This window comes from Nostoc sp. XA010, assembly GCF_020829625.1.
Taxonomy (GTDB): domain Bacteria; phylum Cyanobacteriota; class Cyanobacteriia; order Cyanobacteriales; family Nostocaceae; genus Nostoc.
Genome location: NZ_JAIVFX010000002.1, coordinates 269,071 through 286,050, shown reverse-complemented (window position 1 = coordinate 286,050; position 16,980 = coordinate 269,071). Strand labels below are relative to the sequence as shown.

The 16,980-nt window shown below is 41.9% G+C and carries 14 protein-coding genes; 6 read left to right on the top strand and 8 right to left on the bottom strand.

Annotated elements, in window-relative coordinates; all coding sequences use genetic code 11:
- The first annotated feature begins 71 nt into the window (after positions 1–71).
- A complete protein-coding gene (gene crtO, locus LC608_RS04170) occupies positions 72–1,766 on the top strand; it encodes a beta-carotene ketolase CrtO (protein WP_229552321.1) in 1,695 nt (564 codons plus the stop codon).
- Positions 1,767–1,908: 142 nt separating this feature from the next.
- Here the strand turns inward: crtO and LC608_RS37460 are convergent, their stop codons facing one another.
- Complete coding sequence (locus tag LC608_RS37460) at positions 1,909–2,325, bottom strand: AbfB domain-containing protein (protein WP_374108373.1); 417 nt, start codon at positions 2,323–2,325, stop codon at positions 1,909–1,911.
- 981 nt (positions 2,326–3,306) lie between these two features.
- Between LC608_RS37460 and LC608_RS04165 the strand changes: the two genes are divergently transcribed.
- Both LC608_RS04165 and LC608_RS04160 read left to right on the top strand, forming a co-directional pair.
- Positions 3,307–4,050 carry a tetratricopeptide repeat protein gene (locus tag LC608_RS04165; RefSeq protein WP_229552320.1) on the top strand — a complete coding sequence of 248 codons (744 nt, stop codon included), beginning with the start codon at positions 3,307–3,309 and terminating at the stop codon, positions 4,048–4,050.
- A 78-nt stretch (positions 4,051–4,128) separates the two neighbouring features.
- The gene (locus LC608_RS04160; RefSeq protein ID WP_229552319.1) at positions 4,129–5,013 is read left to right on the top strand and encodes an NAD(P)-dependent oxidoreductase; all 885 of its coding nucleotides are present in this window, start codon (positions 4,129–4,131) and stop codon (positions 5,011–5,013) included.
- Positions 5,014–5,063: 50 nt separating this feature from the next.
- Here LC608_RS04160 and gcvP read toward each other — a convergent pair whose 3' ends face one another.
- From gcvP to gcvT, 3 genes are all read right to left on the bottom strand, one after another.
- On the bottom strand, positions 5,064–8,024 hold the full coding sequence (gcvP, locus tag LC608_RS04155) for an aminomethyl-transferring glycine dehydrogenase (protein WP_229552318.1): 2,961 nt from the start codon (positions 8,022–8,024) through the stop codon (positions 5,064–5,066).
- Between the two features lie 318 nt (positions 8,025–8,342).
- Positions 8,343–8,732: a glycine cleavage system protein GcvH gene (gene gcvH / locus LC608_RS04150; protein ID WP_100899443.1), complete on the bottom strand. Its 390-nt coding sequence runs from the start codon at positions 8,730–8,732 to the stop codon at positions 8,343–8,345.
- 125 nt (positions 8,733–8,857) lie between these two features.
- Complete coding sequence (gcvT, locus tag LC608_RS04145; protein WP_229552317.1) at positions 8,858–9,994, bottom strand: glycine cleavage system aminomethyltransferase GcvT; 1,137 nt, start codon at positions 9,992–9,994, stop codon at positions 8,858–8,860.
- A 135-nt stretch (positions 9,995–10,129) separates the two neighbouring features.
- Between gcvT and LC608_RS04140 the strand changes: the two genes are divergently transcribed.
- Complete coding sequence (locus tag LC608_RS04140; RefSeq protein ID WP_229552316.1) at positions 10,130–10,627, top strand: pentapeptide repeat-containing protein; 498 nt, start codon at positions 10,130–10,132, stop codon at positions 10,625–10,627.
- 179 nt (positions 10,628–10,806) lie between these two features.
- Here LC608_RS04140 and LC608_RS04135 read toward each other — a convergent pair whose 3' ends face one another.
- The 3 genes from LC608_RS04135 to LC608_RS04125 all read right to left on the bottom strand — a co-directional run bounded on the left by LC608_RS04135 (position 10,807) and on the right by LC608_RS04125 (position 13,773).
- On the bottom strand, positions 10,807–12,699 hold the full coding sequence (locus LC608_RS04135; RefSeq protein WP_229552315.1) for a tetratricopeptide repeat protein: 1,893 nt from the start codon (positions 12,697–12,699) through the stop codon (positions 10,807–10,809).
- 347 nt (positions 12,700–13,046) lie between these two features.
- The gene (locus tag LC608_RS04130; protein WP_229552314.1) at positions 13,047–13,529 is read right to left on the bottom strand and encodes a DUF3368 domain-containing protein; all 483 of its coding nucleotides are present in this window, start codon (positions 13,527–13,529) and stop codon (positions 13,047–13,049) included.
- On the bottom strand, positions 13,519–13,773 hold the full coding sequence (locus tag LC608_RS04125; protein ID WP_229552313.1) for a UPF0175 family protein: 255 nt from the start codon (positions 13,771–13,773) through the stop codon (positions 13,519–13,521). Before LC608_RS04125 ends, LC608_RS04130 begins: the two co-directional genes overlap by 11 nt.
- A 66-nt stretch (positions 13,774–13,839) precedes the next feature.
- On the opposite strand from LC608_RS04125, the gene LC608_RS04120 reads away from it, so the two are divergent.
- Positions 13,840–14,019, top strand: coding sequence for a hypothetical protein (locus LC608_RS04120; RefSeq protein WP_229552312.1), 180 nt, complete (start codon positions 13,840–13,842; stop codon positions 14,017–14,019).
- 84 nt (positions 14,020–14,103) lie between these two features.
- On the opposite strand, the gene LC608_RS04115 is transcribed toward LC608_RS04120, so the two are convergent.
- A complete protein-coding gene (locus tag LC608_RS04115) occupies positions 14,104–16,494 on the bottom strand; it encodes a tetratricopeptide repeat protein (RefSeq protein WP_229552311.1) in 2,391 nt (796 codons plus the stop codon).
- A gap of 135 nt (positions 16,495–16,629) precedes the next feature.
- Here LC608_RS04115 and LC608_RS04110 point away from each other — a divergent pair, with 135 nt between their 5' ends.
- Positions 16,630–16,890 (top strand): hypothetical protein, encoded by a 261-nt coding sequence (locus LC608_RS04110; protein ID WP_229552310.1) that lies wholly within the window; start codon positions 16,630–16,632, stop codon positions 16,888–16,890.
- The last annotated feature ends 90 nt before the right edge of the window (positions 16,891–16,980 follow it).

Here is a 16,980-nt window from a genome sequence, read left to right as displayed (position 1 = left end):
ACTAGGGAGTGATGCAAATTTATTAAAAGTTTTCTAAGCTTTTAAAACCTACTTATTTCTAAATTTCAACTATGCAAGAGTATGATGTTGTGCTAATCGGTGCTGGACACAATGGGTTAGTTTGTGCAGCTTACTTGTTAAAAGCTGGTTATAGCGTCCTGTTACTGGAAAAGCGTTCTGTTCCAGGTGGTGCAGCAACAACTGAAGAATGTTTACCACAAGAGGCTCCTGGATTTAAATTTAACTTGTGTGCTATTGACCATGAATTTATTCACTTGGGGCCAGTTGTTGAAGAATTAGAACTAGAAAAATACGGCTTGCATTATCTGGAGTGTGATCCAGTTGCTTTCTGTCCTCATCCTGATGGTAAGTATTTCTTAGCACATAAATCGCTGGAAAAAACTTGTGCAGAAATCGCTCGTTATAGTGAACGTGATGCTAAAAAATACGCAGAATTTGTAGATTATTGGCAACGTGCGATCGGTGCAATGGTTCCTATGTTTAATGCGCCACCCAAATCCATTATAGATATCGTTGGCAACTACGATATCAAAAAATTAAAAGATTTATTTTCGATGATTGGTTCTCCAAACAAAACGCTGGACTTTATTCGCACCATGTTAACCAGCGCTGAGGATTTGCTTAACGAGTGGTTTGATGAGGAATTTCTAAAAGCACCATTAGCAAGACTTGCAGCAGAACTTGGTGCGCCGCCATCGCAAAAAACTCTTGCCATTGGTGCAATTATGATGGCGATGCGCCACAACCCTGGAATGGCCAGACCACGCGGCGGAACTGGCGCACTTGTGAAAGCTTTAGTGAATTTAGTCACAAGTAAAGGTGGCGTTATTCTCACAGATCAGCATGTTGAAAAAGTTTTAATTGATGATGGAAAAGCTGTTGGTGTGCGAGTAGCTGGTAACACCGAATATCGAGCTAAATACGGCGTCATTTCTAATATTGATGCCAAGCGGTTATTTTTACAAATGACTGATAAAAGCGATATCGATGGAGCCGATCCTAACTTATGGGAAAGATTAGAACGCCGCATCGTTAACAATAACGAAACTATCCTCAAGATAGACTTAGCTTTAGACGAACCACTACGCTTTCCATACCACGACCACAAAGACGAATATCTCATTGGTTCTATCTTGATTGCCGATTCTGTGGCTCATGTAGAACAGGCTCACAGTAAATGCACCTTGGGAGAGATCCCTGATTCTGACCCATCAATGTATGTGGTGATGCCTAGCTATTTAGATCCCACATTAGCGCCACCAGGTAAGCACACTGTATGGATTGAGTTTTTTGCCCCTTATCAAATTGCTGGTGCAGAAGGCACTGGTTTAAAAGGTACTGGTTGGACAGATGAATTGAAAAACAAAGTTGCAGATAAAGTGGTTGATAAGTTGGCAGATTATGCACCAAATGTCAAGAATGCAACTATCGCCCGTCGTGTAGAAAGTCCAGCAGAACTAGGAGAAAGATTAGGTGCATACAAAGGGAATTATTATCATGTTGACATGACCTTAGATCAAATGATATTTTTCCGCCCATTACCAGAAATAGCCAATTACAAAACGCCAATTGAAAATCTATTTTTGACTGGTGCAGGGACTCATCCAGGTGGTTCGATTTCGGGAATGCCGGGACGCAATTGTGCGCGTGTATTTTTGCAGGCAAAGCACCCCATTAGTCAAACTTTGAAGGATGCAAGAGATTCGATTAAGTCAACTGTCGAGTCGGTGTTTGGAATTAATTAAGCGTTGCACAGACAAAGTATATTATCACCAAAGCATACATCTGTTTTTGCAAAATTTAAAAACAAATGTATGCTTTGAGGGGATATTTACCACAATTACTAGCTGAGGATGCTGCTATTCCCTACATCTATAGCTACTCTAGCTAGGGAATGAACGGTGCTACTAGTATAAAAGTGGCATCGTTTAAAAACAAACTATTAGTGCTGTACGGGTCAATATATAGTTCGCCGTTTCTGTGACGCATATAGTAAGTAGGAAAATTATATGACCTAAAAGAAACGTTTGTTGAACTTGCTAGACCTGGTTTTATACAAAAGGTTGCATCATCTTTGAATAGATTAGTATTGTCATTAAGATTTAATCTAATTCTAGAAGACTGATGTCTTAAGTAGTATCCTGGAAAATTTGAAGATTCAAATGAAACACAGTTAGAAGACGCTAACCCCGACCTGACTGTAAATCTTGCGTCTGCTCTGTCGAGAGAACTTGAAAGGGAACTAATTTCGCCAAGGAAATTGCGATGACGAACATAGAAATTAGGAAAATTAAATGCTCGTATTGAAACAGTCGGTTCAACAGGAGTTGATTATGTGATCGCAGGATTAATTGACCCGGAAATAGATATAGGAAGCGCTGATAGGGTTAGTGCTAATGCAAAAAAGCTTTTCATAGTTACAATCCTTTAAATGCTATTTGCAACAATGCTCTTATTTGAAATTTAGTCTTAGTGCAGCTTTGCGTGCGTAATATCGTTACGTTTTTAAATACAGAGGAGCGCAAAGTAACGCCCAGTTTTACCTAACTTCATTCATTAGGACGAATTAATTACATATTATACTTAGTTCAAGAAATTCTGAAAATCAGTTATAAATTTTTATATAACTCATCTTAAGATTAAAGGCTTCGTGGAATGGAACTACTCTTATTAGCCACTGCATCAAAACTGAATTTAAATTAAACTTCAATAAAGTAAATGTTATGTAAAAATCTGTTTATATTAAAGTTAAAGTCTTAAGAAAGTCTCCGGATTCAATGGGACTAAGATAATTTGAAACGCTTATCTTAGTGGCAATTTAAGCTTAAGCCCCAAGTCTTCTTAATTGAGATGGTAGCTTGATTTACGCTGTGGTGTACTAATACGATCGCACCCTTATTAATAATACCACACAAGTGCGATGTCTACAACGGTCTACGCCTATGCAACGTAAATATAGCAATCCTATTTGATTCGCTTTACACCGAAAGGCTTAGATCCCCGACTTCTTGAAGAAGTCGGGGATCTTTTCGTTCCTAACTCCTGCATGGATTGCTATAGCAACACAAATTATCGTTTTTGACTGAAATATTTCCTAAATAATTGCTTTATGTGTATTTAGTATGGTAATGTAATATACGCTTGATTTTAATGATAATCTATGCATTATCAGCAAAAATATTTGTCAAAATATAAGTAAATGAATGGTTAAAAAGTAGTGTATTTTGATAATACTCAAAAAACGAACAAAGTTTCACATTATTCTCCAAATTCTGTAGGTACAGCATGGTTTTTCGGCGCTGCTTCGTTGCATCTAGCTTGATAGTTTTCTTTGCATTTGGCTGTAGTGGTGGGGCAAACTCATCAACAGAAAATACTACACAAGTTGTGCAAGAAAGTAATGTAACCCAGCTTTTCATAGAAGCGAAGGCTACCCAGAAAGTAGAAGATTTCTTTCATCAAGGTAATAATTTATTAGATGGACAACGTTACGAAGATGCAATAAAAGCTTATGACAAAGCGATCGCCATCAAAGTTAAAAGTCCTGAAGCTTGGATTAACCGTGGCATAGCCTTAACATCGTTGCAACGTTACGAAGATGCGATCGCATCCTACAACAAAGCGATCGCCATCCAACCCGACAAATATGAAGCCTGGTATAATCGTGGCATCGCCTTAACATCGTTGCAACGCTACCAAGACGCTATTGCATCTTACGACAAAGCGATCGCCATTCAACCCGACAAATATGAAGCCTTAATTAACCGAGGCATTGCTCTGACAAAACTACACCGCTACCAAGATGCGATCGCGTCTTATAATAGAGCGATCGCTATTAAGCAAGATTTGCACCAAGCATATTACAACAAAGCTTGCTCTTATGCTTTACAAAGCAATCTCGAATTAGCAATTGAGAACCTAGATAAAGCAATCCAGTTTGTTCCTGATAAATACAAGAAATTAGCAAAAACTGACCCAGACTTTAGCAAAGTGCGTAGTGAAAAACAGTTTCAGGAATTACTACAATAGTATTTTATCACTACCACTCAGTGTAGAATATAAGCCTGCTGTAGCAAGGATTTTTTCTTGAGCGGTTTACGATTAAACATGAAAAAATTGTTAATCACCGGAGCAAGTGGTTTTTTAGGATGGCATCTTTGCCAGCTTGCAAAACAAGAATGGGAGATTTATGGCACTTATTTATCCCATCCTTTAGACATTCCTGGCATAAAAATGTTAAAAGCGAACTTAACAAATTTTCAGGAAGTGAAACGTATATTTAATGATGTCGAACCAGAAGCAGTTATTCATACTGCTGCACATTCGCAACCAAATTTTTGTCAAACTAACCCCAAAGAATCGCAGGCAATTAACGTCATCGCATCCTGCAATATTGCTGGACTTTGCGCGGATAATTCTATTCCTTGTGCTTTTACCTCAACCGACTTAGTTTTTGATGGCTTAAATGCCCCCTATCAAGAAACAGATGCCGTGTGCCCTGTCAATCTTTACGGTGAGCAAAAAGTCATGGCAGAAGCAGGTATGCTAGAAAGATATCCCATGACAGCAGTGTGTCGGATGCCGTTAATGTTTGGTGCAGAAACACCCACAGCAAAAAGCTTTATTCAGCCATTTATTCAAACTTTACAAGCAGAAAAAGAACTGAATTTATTTATTGATGAATTTCGCACCCCAGTAAGTGCAACAACTGCCGCCAAAGGACTTTTATTAGCATTAGAAAAAGTTAACGGCATCATTCACTTAGGTGGAAAAGAGCGGATTTCACGTTATGATTTTGGAAAAATATTAGTTGAGGTATTTCAACTTCCCGCTACCAAGCTTAAATCGTGCCGTCAACAAGATGTGAAATTGGTAGCGCCTAGACCAGCAGATGTTTCGTTGGATAGTTCCAAAGCATTCGCATTAGGGTATCAGCCTTTATCTTTACGAGAAGAGTTAGAAGAGTTAGGAATTAAAACTCCTAACTCCTAACTGTACAGACGCGATTAATCGCGTCTCTACTCCTAACTCCTCACTTGATTTTAGTAAGCATCCATTGGCAGACAAGAACAAACAAAATTCCTGTCACCAAAGGCTGCATCAATGCGACCAACAGCCGGCCAGAATTTATACTCACGAGTCCAAGGTGCAGGGTAGGCAGCTTGTTCACGAGAATAAGGATGATGCCATTCGCTGGTGATAAGACTTTCGGCAGTGTGGGGTGCGTTCTTCAAAACATTATCTTGAACATCCACCTTGCCAACTTCTATTTCGGCGATTTCTTGACGAATAGAAATCAACGCATCACAGAAACGATCCAACTCTTGCTTAGATTCACTTTCTGTAGGTTCTACCATGATTGTACCCCCTACAGGCCAAGAGACAGTCGGCGCATGGAAACCGTAATCTATGAGACGCTTGGCAACATCATCAATTTCGATCGCAGCTGATTTTTTGAGCGATCGCAAATCTAAAATACATTCATGGGCAACTAGACCATTTTTCCCCTGATACAAAACCGGATAGTACGATTCCAGTCTCTTAGCGATGTAGTTAGCATTGAGAATCGCCACCTTAGTTGCTTCGGTTAAACCATCTGCACCCATCATGGCGATGTACATCCAAGAAATCACCAAGATACTAGCACTACCCCAAGGTGCAGCCGCCACAGCACCAATATGCTGGGTACTGGGGATTGGGGATTGGGGATTGGGAATTTCTTCTTTCCTAGTCCCTAGTCCCCAGCCCCCGGTTCTTACCACAGGGTGTCCGGGGAGAAAAGGCACGAGATGAGAGGCTACCCCAATAGGCCCCATACCAGGACCACCCCCACCATGAGGAATACAGAAGGTTTTGTGCAAATTTAAATGGCAGACATCCGCGCCAATATCTCCAGGACGGCAAATTCCCACTTGGGCATTCATATTTGCCCCATCCATGTAAACTTGTCCACCGTGACTATGGACAACAGCGCAGATTTCCTGAATTGGCTCCTCAAAAACCCCGTGAGTTGAGGGATATGTCACCATTAAGGCGGCTAGTTCATTGCTGTGTTTTTCTGCCTTAGCCTTCAGGTCATCAACGTCAATATTACCTTGTAAGTCACAGGCAACTGCCACCACCTTCATTCCGCACATCACCGCACTTGCTGGGTTTGTCCCATGTGCCGAAGTGGGAATCAAACAAACATTACGGTGTGCTTCACCCCGACTTTCGTGATATTGGCGAATTACTAAAAGTCCTGCATACTCACCCTGAGAACCAGCATTTGGTTGTAGAGAAATACCAGCAAACCCGGTAATTTCAGCTAACCATGCCTCAAGTTGCTCAAACAGAATTTGATAACCTTGCGTTTGCGACAAGGGGGCAAATGGATGAATCTTGCCAAATTCCTCCCAAGTTACCGGAATCATCTCAGCAGTCGCATTCAACTTCATTGTGCATGACCCCAAAGGAATCATCGATGTTGTTAACGACAAGTCCTTGCTTTCAAGCTTGTGCAGATAGCGCAACAACTCAGTTTCTGAATGATAGCGGTTAAAAACCGGGTGAGTGAGATATCTACTTGTACGGCAAAGGGAGAGATAAGGAAGAGAGAGAGAAGTTAATTCTTCTAGGGTAAAAGGTAAATCATCTGTACCAGCGAAAATATGCCAAAGGTCAATTAAGTCTTCTGGTGTAGTAGTTTCATCCAGCGAGATACCAACAGCAGTTGCATCAAAAACCCGCAGGTTAATTTGAAGCTGTTCAGCAGTTGTCAGAATATTTTTTAAATTGTGTGTTCCCAGTTCTACTCGCAGCGTATCAAAGAAAGATTCGGAAACAACGCTGTAACCCAAACGCTTAAGTCCTTGTGCCAGCAACACTGTTAAGGAGTGGATATTTTCCGCAATTTGCTTCAGTCCATCTGGGCCATGATAAACAGCGTACATACTCGCCATTACCGCTAATAGCACCTGTGCAGTACAAATATTACTAGTAGCTTTTTCGCGGCGGATGTGCTGTTCGCGGGTTTGCAAAGCGAGACGCAATGCAGGCTTACCTTGAGCATCTTTTGATACTCCCACAATTCGCCCCGGAACCAGCCGCTTATACTCTTCCTTCGTAGCAAAGTATGCCGCGTGAGGTCCCCCAAACCCCAAGGGAATACCAAAGCGCTGGGTACTGCCTACAGCAATATCAGCGCCAAATTCCCCAGGAGGGGTCAACAAAGTTAAACTTAAAGGATCTGCTGCTACCGTCACCAATGCACCTTTAGCATGGGCTTTTTCTATAAAAGCGCGGTAGTCGTAAATGGTGCCATCACTAGCGGGGTATTGTAGAACAGCCCCAAAAATTGGTTGATCAAAATCAAATGTTTGATGATCGCCAACAATAATCTTAATCCCTAATGGTTTAGCGCGTGTTTGCAACACGTCGATAGTTTGGGGATGACAATCACCAGAAACGAAATAGGCATTTGCCTGATTTTTACAAACACCATAGCTTAGGCTCATTGCTTCAGCTGCGGCTGTGGCTTCATCAAGTAAGGAAGCATTGGCGATTTCCAAACCTGTTAAGTCGATAATCAGGGTTTGGAAATTTAGCAGCGCTTCTAGTCGCCCTTGGGCAATTTCTGGCTGATAAGGAGTGTAGGCAGTGTACCAACCGGGGTTTTCTAGGATATTACGCCCAATCACAGGTGGGGTAATACTGTCGTAATATCCCATACCGATATATGAACGGAAAACCTGATTTTTGGCAGCAACTTTTTTTAATGATGTCAGTGCTGTATACTCACTTTTGGCTTCTGGTAACTTTAACGGTTGCTTCAGCCGAATTGCCTGTGGGACTGTTTGGTTGATTAAGGCATCCAGGCTGGGAAACCCCAAAACCTTAAGCATTTGCTGGATATCGTCGGAGTTAGGGCCAATGTGTCTTGGCACAAAACTACTTAACTTTTGACTTTTTTCGTTCAGCACTTGTTGCTCATTAGACTTGAGAATAGGGGCGTTCAATACCACAAATTACTCTCCAGATGGTACTATTTAATATTTTGCAATAAATACTCATGAGAAGTAGGTGTAACTTTTCAATTCATTTAAATTTCATGACTTATCTTCGGGTGGAGTGGAAAGAGGCAGGGCGCAGGGAGCAGGGAGCAAGGGGGATAGAAAAGAATGAGGATTCAACCCCACTTGCACAAAAACTACGCTTGCGAAGTGGAGACTCAAACCCATGTTCCCCCATTCATTCCACGGCAGAGAAAAGAGGCAAGGGAGCAGGGAGCGGGGAGAATTGGGGAGAAGAATTTGCAGTTTTTCCCCCTGCCCCCTTACTCCCTACTCCCCTTCTACTTGTGCGCGATACTCATCTGCGGTCAAGGCATCCTCAACTTCATCAGGGTCATTGACGCGCACTTTCAAAAACCACCCTTCCCCGTAAGGGTCTTCTGACACGTCTTCAGGAGAATTAATTAAAGCTTCATTGCGTTCTATAACTGTGCCTGTCACTGGTGAATTCAGTTCTTCCACAGCTTTCACTGATTCGATTGTGCCAAAGTTTTCTCCCCTAGTAAGAGCGTCGCCAATTTCTGGCAGTTCTAAAAAGACGATATCGCCCAATTCATGTACAGCAAATTCAGTAATACCAATGGTGGCAATTTCACCATCTATTCGCACGTATTCATGAGAATCTAGGTATCTGAAATCTTGAGGATATTCAAAAGACATATCACTTCCTCTCCCTTATCAAAAAAATTATTGTCCCAACAGTCATCCAAGTCATATCTGGTAATGAACCTTACTGTAGATTGACTAACTCACAACACATTATTCCTCAAAAACCTCGACGCTTATCAGTTGGCGACACGATTTTTTGACCGATAAAAGGGACGTTTAACTACAACTCCTGGGTAAGCTTTGCCGCGAATTTCGACTTCTAGCTGTTGACCGATTGTTGCTAGTTGGGTAGGAACGTAAGCTAAGGCAATGGGATAACCAAGTGTAGGCGACAGAGTGCCACTGGAAATTTCTCCCACAACTTTACCTGCTGATAACACTTGATAGCCGTGACGGGCAATGTTGCGTCCTTGGGTTTGCAAACCCACTAATCGGCGCTGCACTCCAGTGGCTTTTTGCTGTGCTAAAATTTCCCGACCAATAAATTCGCCTTTGGTATCTAAATGAACTAGCCACCCCAAACCTGCTTCTAAAGGTGTGGTGGTGTCATCGATATCTTGTCCGTAAAGTGCCATCGCCGCTTCTAGCCGTAGAGTGTCTCTAGCACCGAGTCCACAGGGGATAACACCAGCATTATGGAGACTTAACCATAATTCTACCGCCACATCCGGGTCTACCATCACCTCAAAGCCATCTTCTCCGGTGTAACCTGTGCGGGCCAGGAAAGCAGGTTTACCTAGTAGGGTTGCTTCTAAATGTCCGAAGGCTTTGATTGCTTGTAAGTCTTCTTGCACTAAGGGCTGAAGGTATTTAATTGCTTTTGGCCCTTGCACGGCAATTAAGGCTTTATCTGGTGAAAGGTCTTGGAATTGCACTTTATCCAAGTCAAGGTGTTGCAATAGCCATACTTTATCTTTGGCAGAGGTTGCTGCATTAACGATGATGAATGCCTTCTGTATACCAATGGTGTCTTCACCTTGGTAATAAATAATGATATCGTCAATAATTCCGGCTTGGGGATTTAACAATACGGTGTATTGTGCTTGACCGCGTTGCAATCGACTCAAGTCTGAAGGCACTAGAGGCTGGAGTTGGGAAATTAGGTTTTTACCTTGGAGGGTAAATTTCCCCATGTGGGAAATATCGAACATTCCGGCTGTATTTCTTACAGCCTCGTGTTCGCGGCTAATGCCACTAAATTGCACAGGCATTTCCCAACCGCCAAAGCTGGTAAAGCGTGCTTTAAGTTCTAAACCCAGTTTATATAAAGGGGTTCGCGCCAGAGATTGGGCGTTGTCTTCTTGATTAGCCACAGGTAATTTTGCGATCGCACCTCAACATCTATAATCCTACGAGATGCTTTCTGGTTTGACAGTCTTATGTATTGAATCCTTCCATAAGCTTTAATAGTTAATGGTGCAAGTGTTGAGATTTATTAAGAAGACGTTATGAAATATTGGCGACTGTTAGCTAGCTTTGTCTTAGCGATGGTTCTTTTTTGGTTTCCCCTATCGGCACAAGCTGCAAGTTCTTCCAGTATTACCCGTTCTGTGGGTAACGATGAACTCAAGGGCAAGGATTACTCTGGTCAAAGTTTAGTTGGTACTGAGTTTACCAATCTCAAATTAGAGAATGCTAATTTTAGCAGTGCTGACTTACGTGGTGTCGTGTTTAACGGTACTCTGCTGGAGGGAGTAAATCTGCATGGTGCTGATTTTAGTGAAGGCATAGCCTATCTAACAAAGTTTAAGGATGCTGATTTAAGTGATGCTGTATTGACTGATGCAATGATGCTGCGTTCTATTTTTGATGATGTAAATGTCACAGGTGCTGATTTTACGAATGCAATTTTAGATGGAACGCAAGTGAAAAAACTTTGTATTAAGGCAAGTGGTGTTAATTCTAAAACTGGTGTAGATACTCGCCAGTCTTTAGGATGTAAGTAAAATTTATCCCCTTCTTCGCTGGGGGAGAGGGGGATAGATTTTAACTAATTACGAATTACGAATTAGGCCAAGCGATCGCTAGTACGACACGGCGTAAATAGAGCAACCATTTAGAATCCCTAAAGAGATTATTCCATAATACTTTTGACTTTTGACTTTTGACTTCCGCCTTGCGATCGCTAGTGATATGCTTCTCTTAAAAAGCTGGCATAATTTGCCCGAATCGTCATAGTAGTAGGATGACTTACACCTAAAGTTTGTTCACAAATTTTTAAAGCTTGCTCAAATAAGGGTTTGGCTTTTCTGTAGCGTCTTATATTACGGTAGAGTGCTGCGAGATTGTTCAGACTAATGGCGACATCAGGATGATTATCTCCCAGCAAGCCTTTACTCACTTCTAAAGCTTCTTGATACAAGGGTTCGGCTTTGCTGTAACGTTCTGTAGATTCGTAGAGTTGTGCTAAATTATTCAGGCTAGTAGCGACATCAAGATGGTTCTCTCCCAGCAAGCGTTTTCTCAGTTCTAAAGCTTTTTTAAGCAAGGGTTCAGCTTTGCTGTAGCGTCCTGTGTAACAGTACAATGCTCCTAAATTGTTCAAGGTAGTAGCGACATGGGGATGTTCTTCTCCCACTAGGCGTTTCCACAGTTTCAAAGCTTGCTGATACAAAGGTTCGGCTTGGTTATAGCGTCCTATGGATTCATAGAGTAATGCTAAATAGCTTAGGGTAGTGGCGACATCGGTATGTTCTTCTCCCAGCAGGCGTTTTCTCAGTTTTAAAGCTTGTTGATATAGAGGTTCGGCTTCGCTGTAACGTCCTATAGAATCATAAAGTTGTGCTAAATTATTTAGGCTAGCGGCGACATCAACATGGTTGTCTCCCAGCAGGCGTTTGCTCAGTTCTAAAGCTTGCTGATACAAAGTTTCAGCTTCCCTATAGCGTCCTGTAGATTTGTAAAATCCTGCTAAATTGTTCAAACTAGCAGCGACATCGGTATGTTCTAAACCAAGACGATTTTGAGTCAGTTCTACACACTGTTGCAACCAATATTCTGCTTGCTGATAAAGTCCTTGTCCTTGATAAAACCATGACAATTTGGTAAACAGAGTGATTAGATTTTCATCGCCTACATACTGGGATATGTGGGTTGCAACTTCTATAATGTGCGGGATATGTGGAGTGAGGTTGAGAATATCTTCAGGGTTGGGCTGTTGCGGAATTAGCTTTGCTACCTCTAACATCATCCCTGCAAACTTAGTTTTTGCTTCATCCGCCTCATTTGACTTATCCAACTTCATTTTAAAAAGTTGCCGAATGAGGGGATTTAGACAATAAATTCCTTTACTTTTCTGTTGTAGTAAATGCAATTCTAGTAAATCGGCTATGGCTTTCTGCCAAAGCTGTTGTTTTTTGTTATCTTCTATCGTCTCAAGAGATAAGGGAATGTCAGCTAAGGCACACAAACTTAGCAAACAGCCAAAGCTTTGTGCATTTTCATCCAACTGTTCCCAACTTAATTCAAAAGCTTCAGCTACACCGTATTCATAAGACATCAATGAGCTAGCATTGACTACTGATTCATGTTCCACTCGTTTTTTCTCTAGCCGCTTCAGCAGTGTTTCCAGAGACAAATCTGGCATTTTATCCAGATATCGCCCTACTAACTCTAGCGCTAAAGGCAAATATCCTAAAAATTTACAAATTCTTCTCGCAACCCAAGGTTCTTGTTGCAGTCTTTCCCGAATCACCAGCGTTTTTAATAATTTCATCGCCGCCGATGGTTTGAGGACATCCAATTTGCTATTATATTTCGCCCTCAGGTAAGCTTGTAAGGTTTCTAGTTTGTCCCAATTGTTAGAAATAGCTAACTCAGGATAACTCTGAGCGAACTTTTCATATATCTCACCCATCCACTTTCTGAAAGCAGCAACATCAACGTTTAATTCGCTGATAAGTTTAGCTTCACTTTTACCTAAATTATCATTATTAAAATACTTTAAAAAAGCTGCTGTTTGCTCTAGAGATAAGCTATGAGTAGCAGCTTCTTTGGCTAGAAAATTAGCCCATTGCATAAACAGCTTGTGATATTTATTTTTAATTCTACTTTGTCTTCATTTGGAAATCTCCTCTCTTTGGGGTAAAAATACCATTTGCATAGAAACATTTAAAAGCAGTGCTTGCGGTTAGACATCGCCATTTGAGCCTTTGAATCTCAAATTTCGAGTTTTGTACTTAAAATGGCTATGCAATGTTTATGACGGGCTACGCTTGGGCACGTTGTTAATTAGCATGAGAATCGAACCGCAGAGGCGCAGAGGACACGGAGAAAGAGATTAAGAATGAGCAGCGTTCGCGCAGAGTTCCGTAGGAAAGCTTACCGGAAACATCGCCATTTGAGGTTATAATTTGTAAGCGATCGCTATTCCCCTGCTTGTTGTTTAAGCAAATTGACCAAAGTATCGGATAACCACAAACCAGCGTCACGCAAAGCTTGAATTCCAGGAGATATGCTTGGGATTAGTCCACGTCTTTTTGCTAATATCAGCAAGCCTCCTGTTCTGATAGTAGTAATACCTAAAGCTTGAGCACAACGCCGTGCTGCCCTATCGTCAACAATAACGGCACAGTCTGAATTTTTTAGTGCCAAACTCAATACTTGGGATTCTCCTTTTCCTAAATCCCAAGCTGCTACAACAGGATCAATAGTATTAACTTCTACTGTTTGTATCCAAGAAATATTGGGTAATTGTGTTGATGCCACATCATCTTTTGTTGTGACTTCTTCAAAAACACCTAATGGAACTAAAATTTCTGTAAATAATTGTGGAAGTAATTTTGCTTGCTGACTTTTGAGAAGAACAATCAAAGGTGAAGAGTTAATAATTACACAATTAATCGACATTTGCCAGTTCCTGGGCTAACTCTTGGGCTGTAGATTGCATAAAATCTACTTGATAGCGTGATAAGGCATTAATAAATTCAGCACGAGTTAGCCCAGCAATTTCTCTTGCTTTGGCTTGTGATATGTCACCTAATTCATACCATTTAACTGCGGCGGCAATTCGCATTTCTTGGATGAATTCTTCAGGATTTTTACGAAGTGCTGAAAATACTGTTTCTGGTAATTGGATTGGTACTGTTCGCATAAATTTATCCTCAGTTTATTAGAGAGTATTCTTCTGCTTAGAGTCAAGAGCGCTAATATTAAGCCTTTGAACCTCGAAACAGCTAGCGATGTCTACGACGGGCTACGCCTACGCTCTATTCTTTACTGTACTTTGGATATGTGGGGGCATGAGAATCGAACCGCAGAGGCGCAGAGGACACCGAGGAAGAAATTAAGAGGGAGCGATCGCTGTTTGAAGTTAGAAGTGATGGGCGATTGCTGCTAAAATTTTAACTACAACTGTTGTGTGGCATCCATTTGATGTGATTTTTTGAAAGGGTGCGTTCGCCTAGCGTGCCGGAGGCAATCGTTAGGAATATGCTTCTCTTAAAAATATTGCATAATTTCCCCGAACCCTTATTGTATCGGGATGACCTACACCTAAAGTATGTTCACAAATTACCAAAGCTTGTTGAAATAATGGTTCGGCTTCACTGTAGCGTCTTATCAATTTGTAGAGTGCTGCAAGATTATTCAGGCTATCGGCGACATCAGGATGTTTCTCTCCCAGTAAGCGTTTTCTCAGTGCCAAAGCCTGCTCAAGCAAGGGTTCGGCTTCGCTGTAGCGTCCTGTAGAATAATAGAGTATTGCGAGATTGTTCAAGCTATTGGCAACATCGGGATGCTTGTCTCCCAGTAAGCGTTTTCTCAGTGCCAAAGCTTGCTGATAAAGGGGTTCGGCTTCGCTGTGGCGTCCTGTAGAATAATAGAGTACTGCGAGATTGTTCAGGCTTGTGGCGACATCGGAATGGTTGTCTCCCAGTAAGCATTTTCTTAGTGATAAAGCTTGCTGATACAGAACTTCAGCTTCACTGTAGCGTTGTGTAGATTGGTAGAGTCCTGCGAGATTGTTCAGGCTTGTGGCGACATCGGAGTGGTTGTCTCCCAGTAAGCGTTTTCTCAGTGCCAAAGCTTGCTGAAACAGGGGTTCAGCTTCACTGTAGCGTCCCGTAGATTTGTAGAGTCCTGCGAGATTGTTTAGGCTAGTGGCGATATGAGGATGGTTGTCTCTCAGTAAGTATTTTCTCAGTTCCAAAGCTCGCTGATACAAGGGTTCGGCTTCGCTATAACGTCCTGTATAACCGTAGAGTGCTGCCAGATTGTTCAGGCTAGTGGCGACATCGGGATGTTCTAAACCAAGGCGATTTTCAGCTACCTTTAGACATAGTTTGTACCAAGGTTCTGCTTGCTGATAAAGTCCTTGACCTTGATAAAACCAGCCTAAGCCTGTGAAAGGCCAAATTAAATCCTCGTCGCTGAGATATTGGGATAAGTAGGTTGCAACTTCTGCAAGATGGGGGATATGTGGAGTGAGGTTTAAAATATCTTCACGGTTAGGCTGTGGAGGAATTTGCTTTGCCACCTCTACCATCTGCGCCGCAAAAGCAGTTTTCACCTCATCTGCATTACTTGACTCATCCAACTTCATTTGGAAAAATTGCCGAATCAGTGGATGTAGACGATAAATTCCTTTACTTTGCCATTGTATTAAATGCAGTTTTCGCAACTCAGCTATAGCTTTCTCCCTGAATTCTTGTTCATCGTCATCTTCTATCGCCTCAACAGAAAAAGGAATATCAGCTAAAGCATACAAACTCAGCCAACAGCCAACACCTTGTGCTTTCTCATCCAACTGTTCCCAACTCAATGCAAAGGCTTCAGCAACGCCGTATTCATAACGCATCAATGAGTTAGCCTCGGCTATTGCTTCATGTTCGAGTCGCTTTTTCTCTAACCGCTTCAGCAGTGTCTCCAGAGACAAATCTGGCATTGTATCCAGATATCGCCCCACTAACTCTAACGCCAAAGGCAAATATCCCAAGAATTTACAAATTTTTCTCGCAACCCAAGGTTCGCTTTTCAGTCGTTCTTTGTCAACCAGCGATTTTAATAATTTCATCGCCGCCAATGGTTTGAGAACACCCAAAGATAATTGCGGCAAAGTTCTATCAAACCCTAAGCGCGTTGTCAGCAATACTTTAAACCGGGGTGATTGTGGGGGTAGATAAGGCTGAACCTGTGTTTTGTAGTCGGTGACATTATCAAACACCAGCAGTACTTCACCTTGTTGCCAATTTTGCCAGCAGTATCTCAGCCTATCTGCTAATTCCCAATCGTCCGGTGCAATGAGTTTAAATTTCAGTTCAGCAAATCTGAGAATCTGAATTCCGACATCTATTCCTTGTGCAGATAACCAGCAAACCCCACCTTGATAATTCTGCAAGTGCTGTTTGGCATATTGGGTAGCGAGTTCAGTTTTGCCTACTCCACCCATACCCGCCACAGCGACAATTGCAACTTGCCGAGATGTTTGTAATTGCTGGTGCAGGTTTTGTAGTTCCGCCTCACGTCCCACAAATTTTTCAAATGGGACAGCAGGAGGAATATTTTGATGAATTTCTTTAATTGTGGGTTGGGCATCTTGCCCGCCATTATATTTCCTTGTCAGGCAAGCCCGTAACTTTTCTAGCTTACCCCGGCTTTCAGAATTGGCTAACTCAGGATAACTCTGGGCGAATTTGTCATAAACCTCAGTCATCCGCTTTTTGAAAGCAGCCGCACCGATGTTTAACTCGCTGGCAAGTTTTGCCTCACTCTTACCTGAGTTTTCAGTCTTCAAACGCTCTACAAAAGCTGCCGTTTGCTCTGGGGATAAGCTATTAGTAGCAGCTTCATTGGCTAGAAAATCAACCCATTGCATAGACAGCTTGTGAGATTTCTTCTCGATTCTACTTAATTTCTACCTTCTGTCTACTTTGTCTCTATTTCTATGGAATCTCTTCTTCTCCTGGCACAAATATCATTTGCATAGAAACATTTAAAAGAGATTCAAGCCATGAAAACTGCCTTAACAACTCCAGCCAACTCCAATCAAACCACCCAAACTTCGCAATTAATCCCCGCCTCGCCAACATCGGTAGAGAATCCATCTACTTGGATGCGAGATGGATACAGCCCTACTGAAATTATTCTGGCGGCGGCAATTTTAACTTCATTGTCGATTGGGGGAATTGCTTCTGTGATTGTGGCGATTACGGGTTTAGTTAAAACTTTAGTGTCTGTGATGGTAAGCCCAACTAGGGAAAAAAGGAAGTAGAAAGAATTGTAGGTTGGGTTAAGCAAAGCGCAACCCAACAAAGCCCCGGAAATGTTGGGTTTCGTTCCTCAATCCAACCTACGCAGCTTA

Coding starts and splice junctions, on each gene's coding strand:
- LC608_RS04140 (WP_229552316.1), top strand. CDS start 10,130: ATGAAATATTGGCGACTGTTAGCTAGCTTTGTCTTAGCGATGGTTCTT.
- LC608_RS04110 (WP_229552310.1), top strand. CDS start 16,630: ATGAAAACTGCCTTAACAACTCCAGCCAACTCCAATCAAACCACCCAA.
- LC608_RS04115 (WP_229552311.1), bottom strand. CDS start 16,494: ATGCAATGGGTTGATTTTCTAGCCAATGAAGCTGCTACTAATAGCTTA.
- LC608_RS04160 (WP_229552319.1), top strand. CDS start 4,129: ATGAAAAAATTGTTAATCACCGGAGCAAGTGGTTTTTTAGGATGGCAT.
- LC608_RS04165 (WP_229552320.1), top strand. CDS start 3,307: ATGGTTTTTCGGCGCTGCTTCGTTGCATCTAGCTTGATAGTTTTCTTT.
- LC608_RS04125 (WP_229552313.1), bottom strand. CDS start 13,773: ATGCGAACAGTACCAATCCAATTACCAGAAACAGTATTTTCAGCACTT.
- LC608_RS04135 (WP_229552315.1), bottom strand. CDS start 12,699: ATGCAATGGGCTAATTTTCTAGCCAAAGAAGCTGCTACTCATAGCTTA.
- crtO (WP_229552321.1), top strand. CDS start 72: ATGCAAGAGTATGATGTTGTGCTAATCGGTGCTGGACACAATGGGTTA.
- LC608_RS04130 (WP_229552314.1), bottom strand. CDS start 13,529: ATGTCGATTAATTGTGTAATTATTAACTCTTCACCTTTGATTGTTCTT.
- gcvH (WP_100899443.1), bottom strand. CDS start 8,732: ATGTCTTTTGAATATCCTCAAGATTTCAGATACCTAGATTCTCATGAA.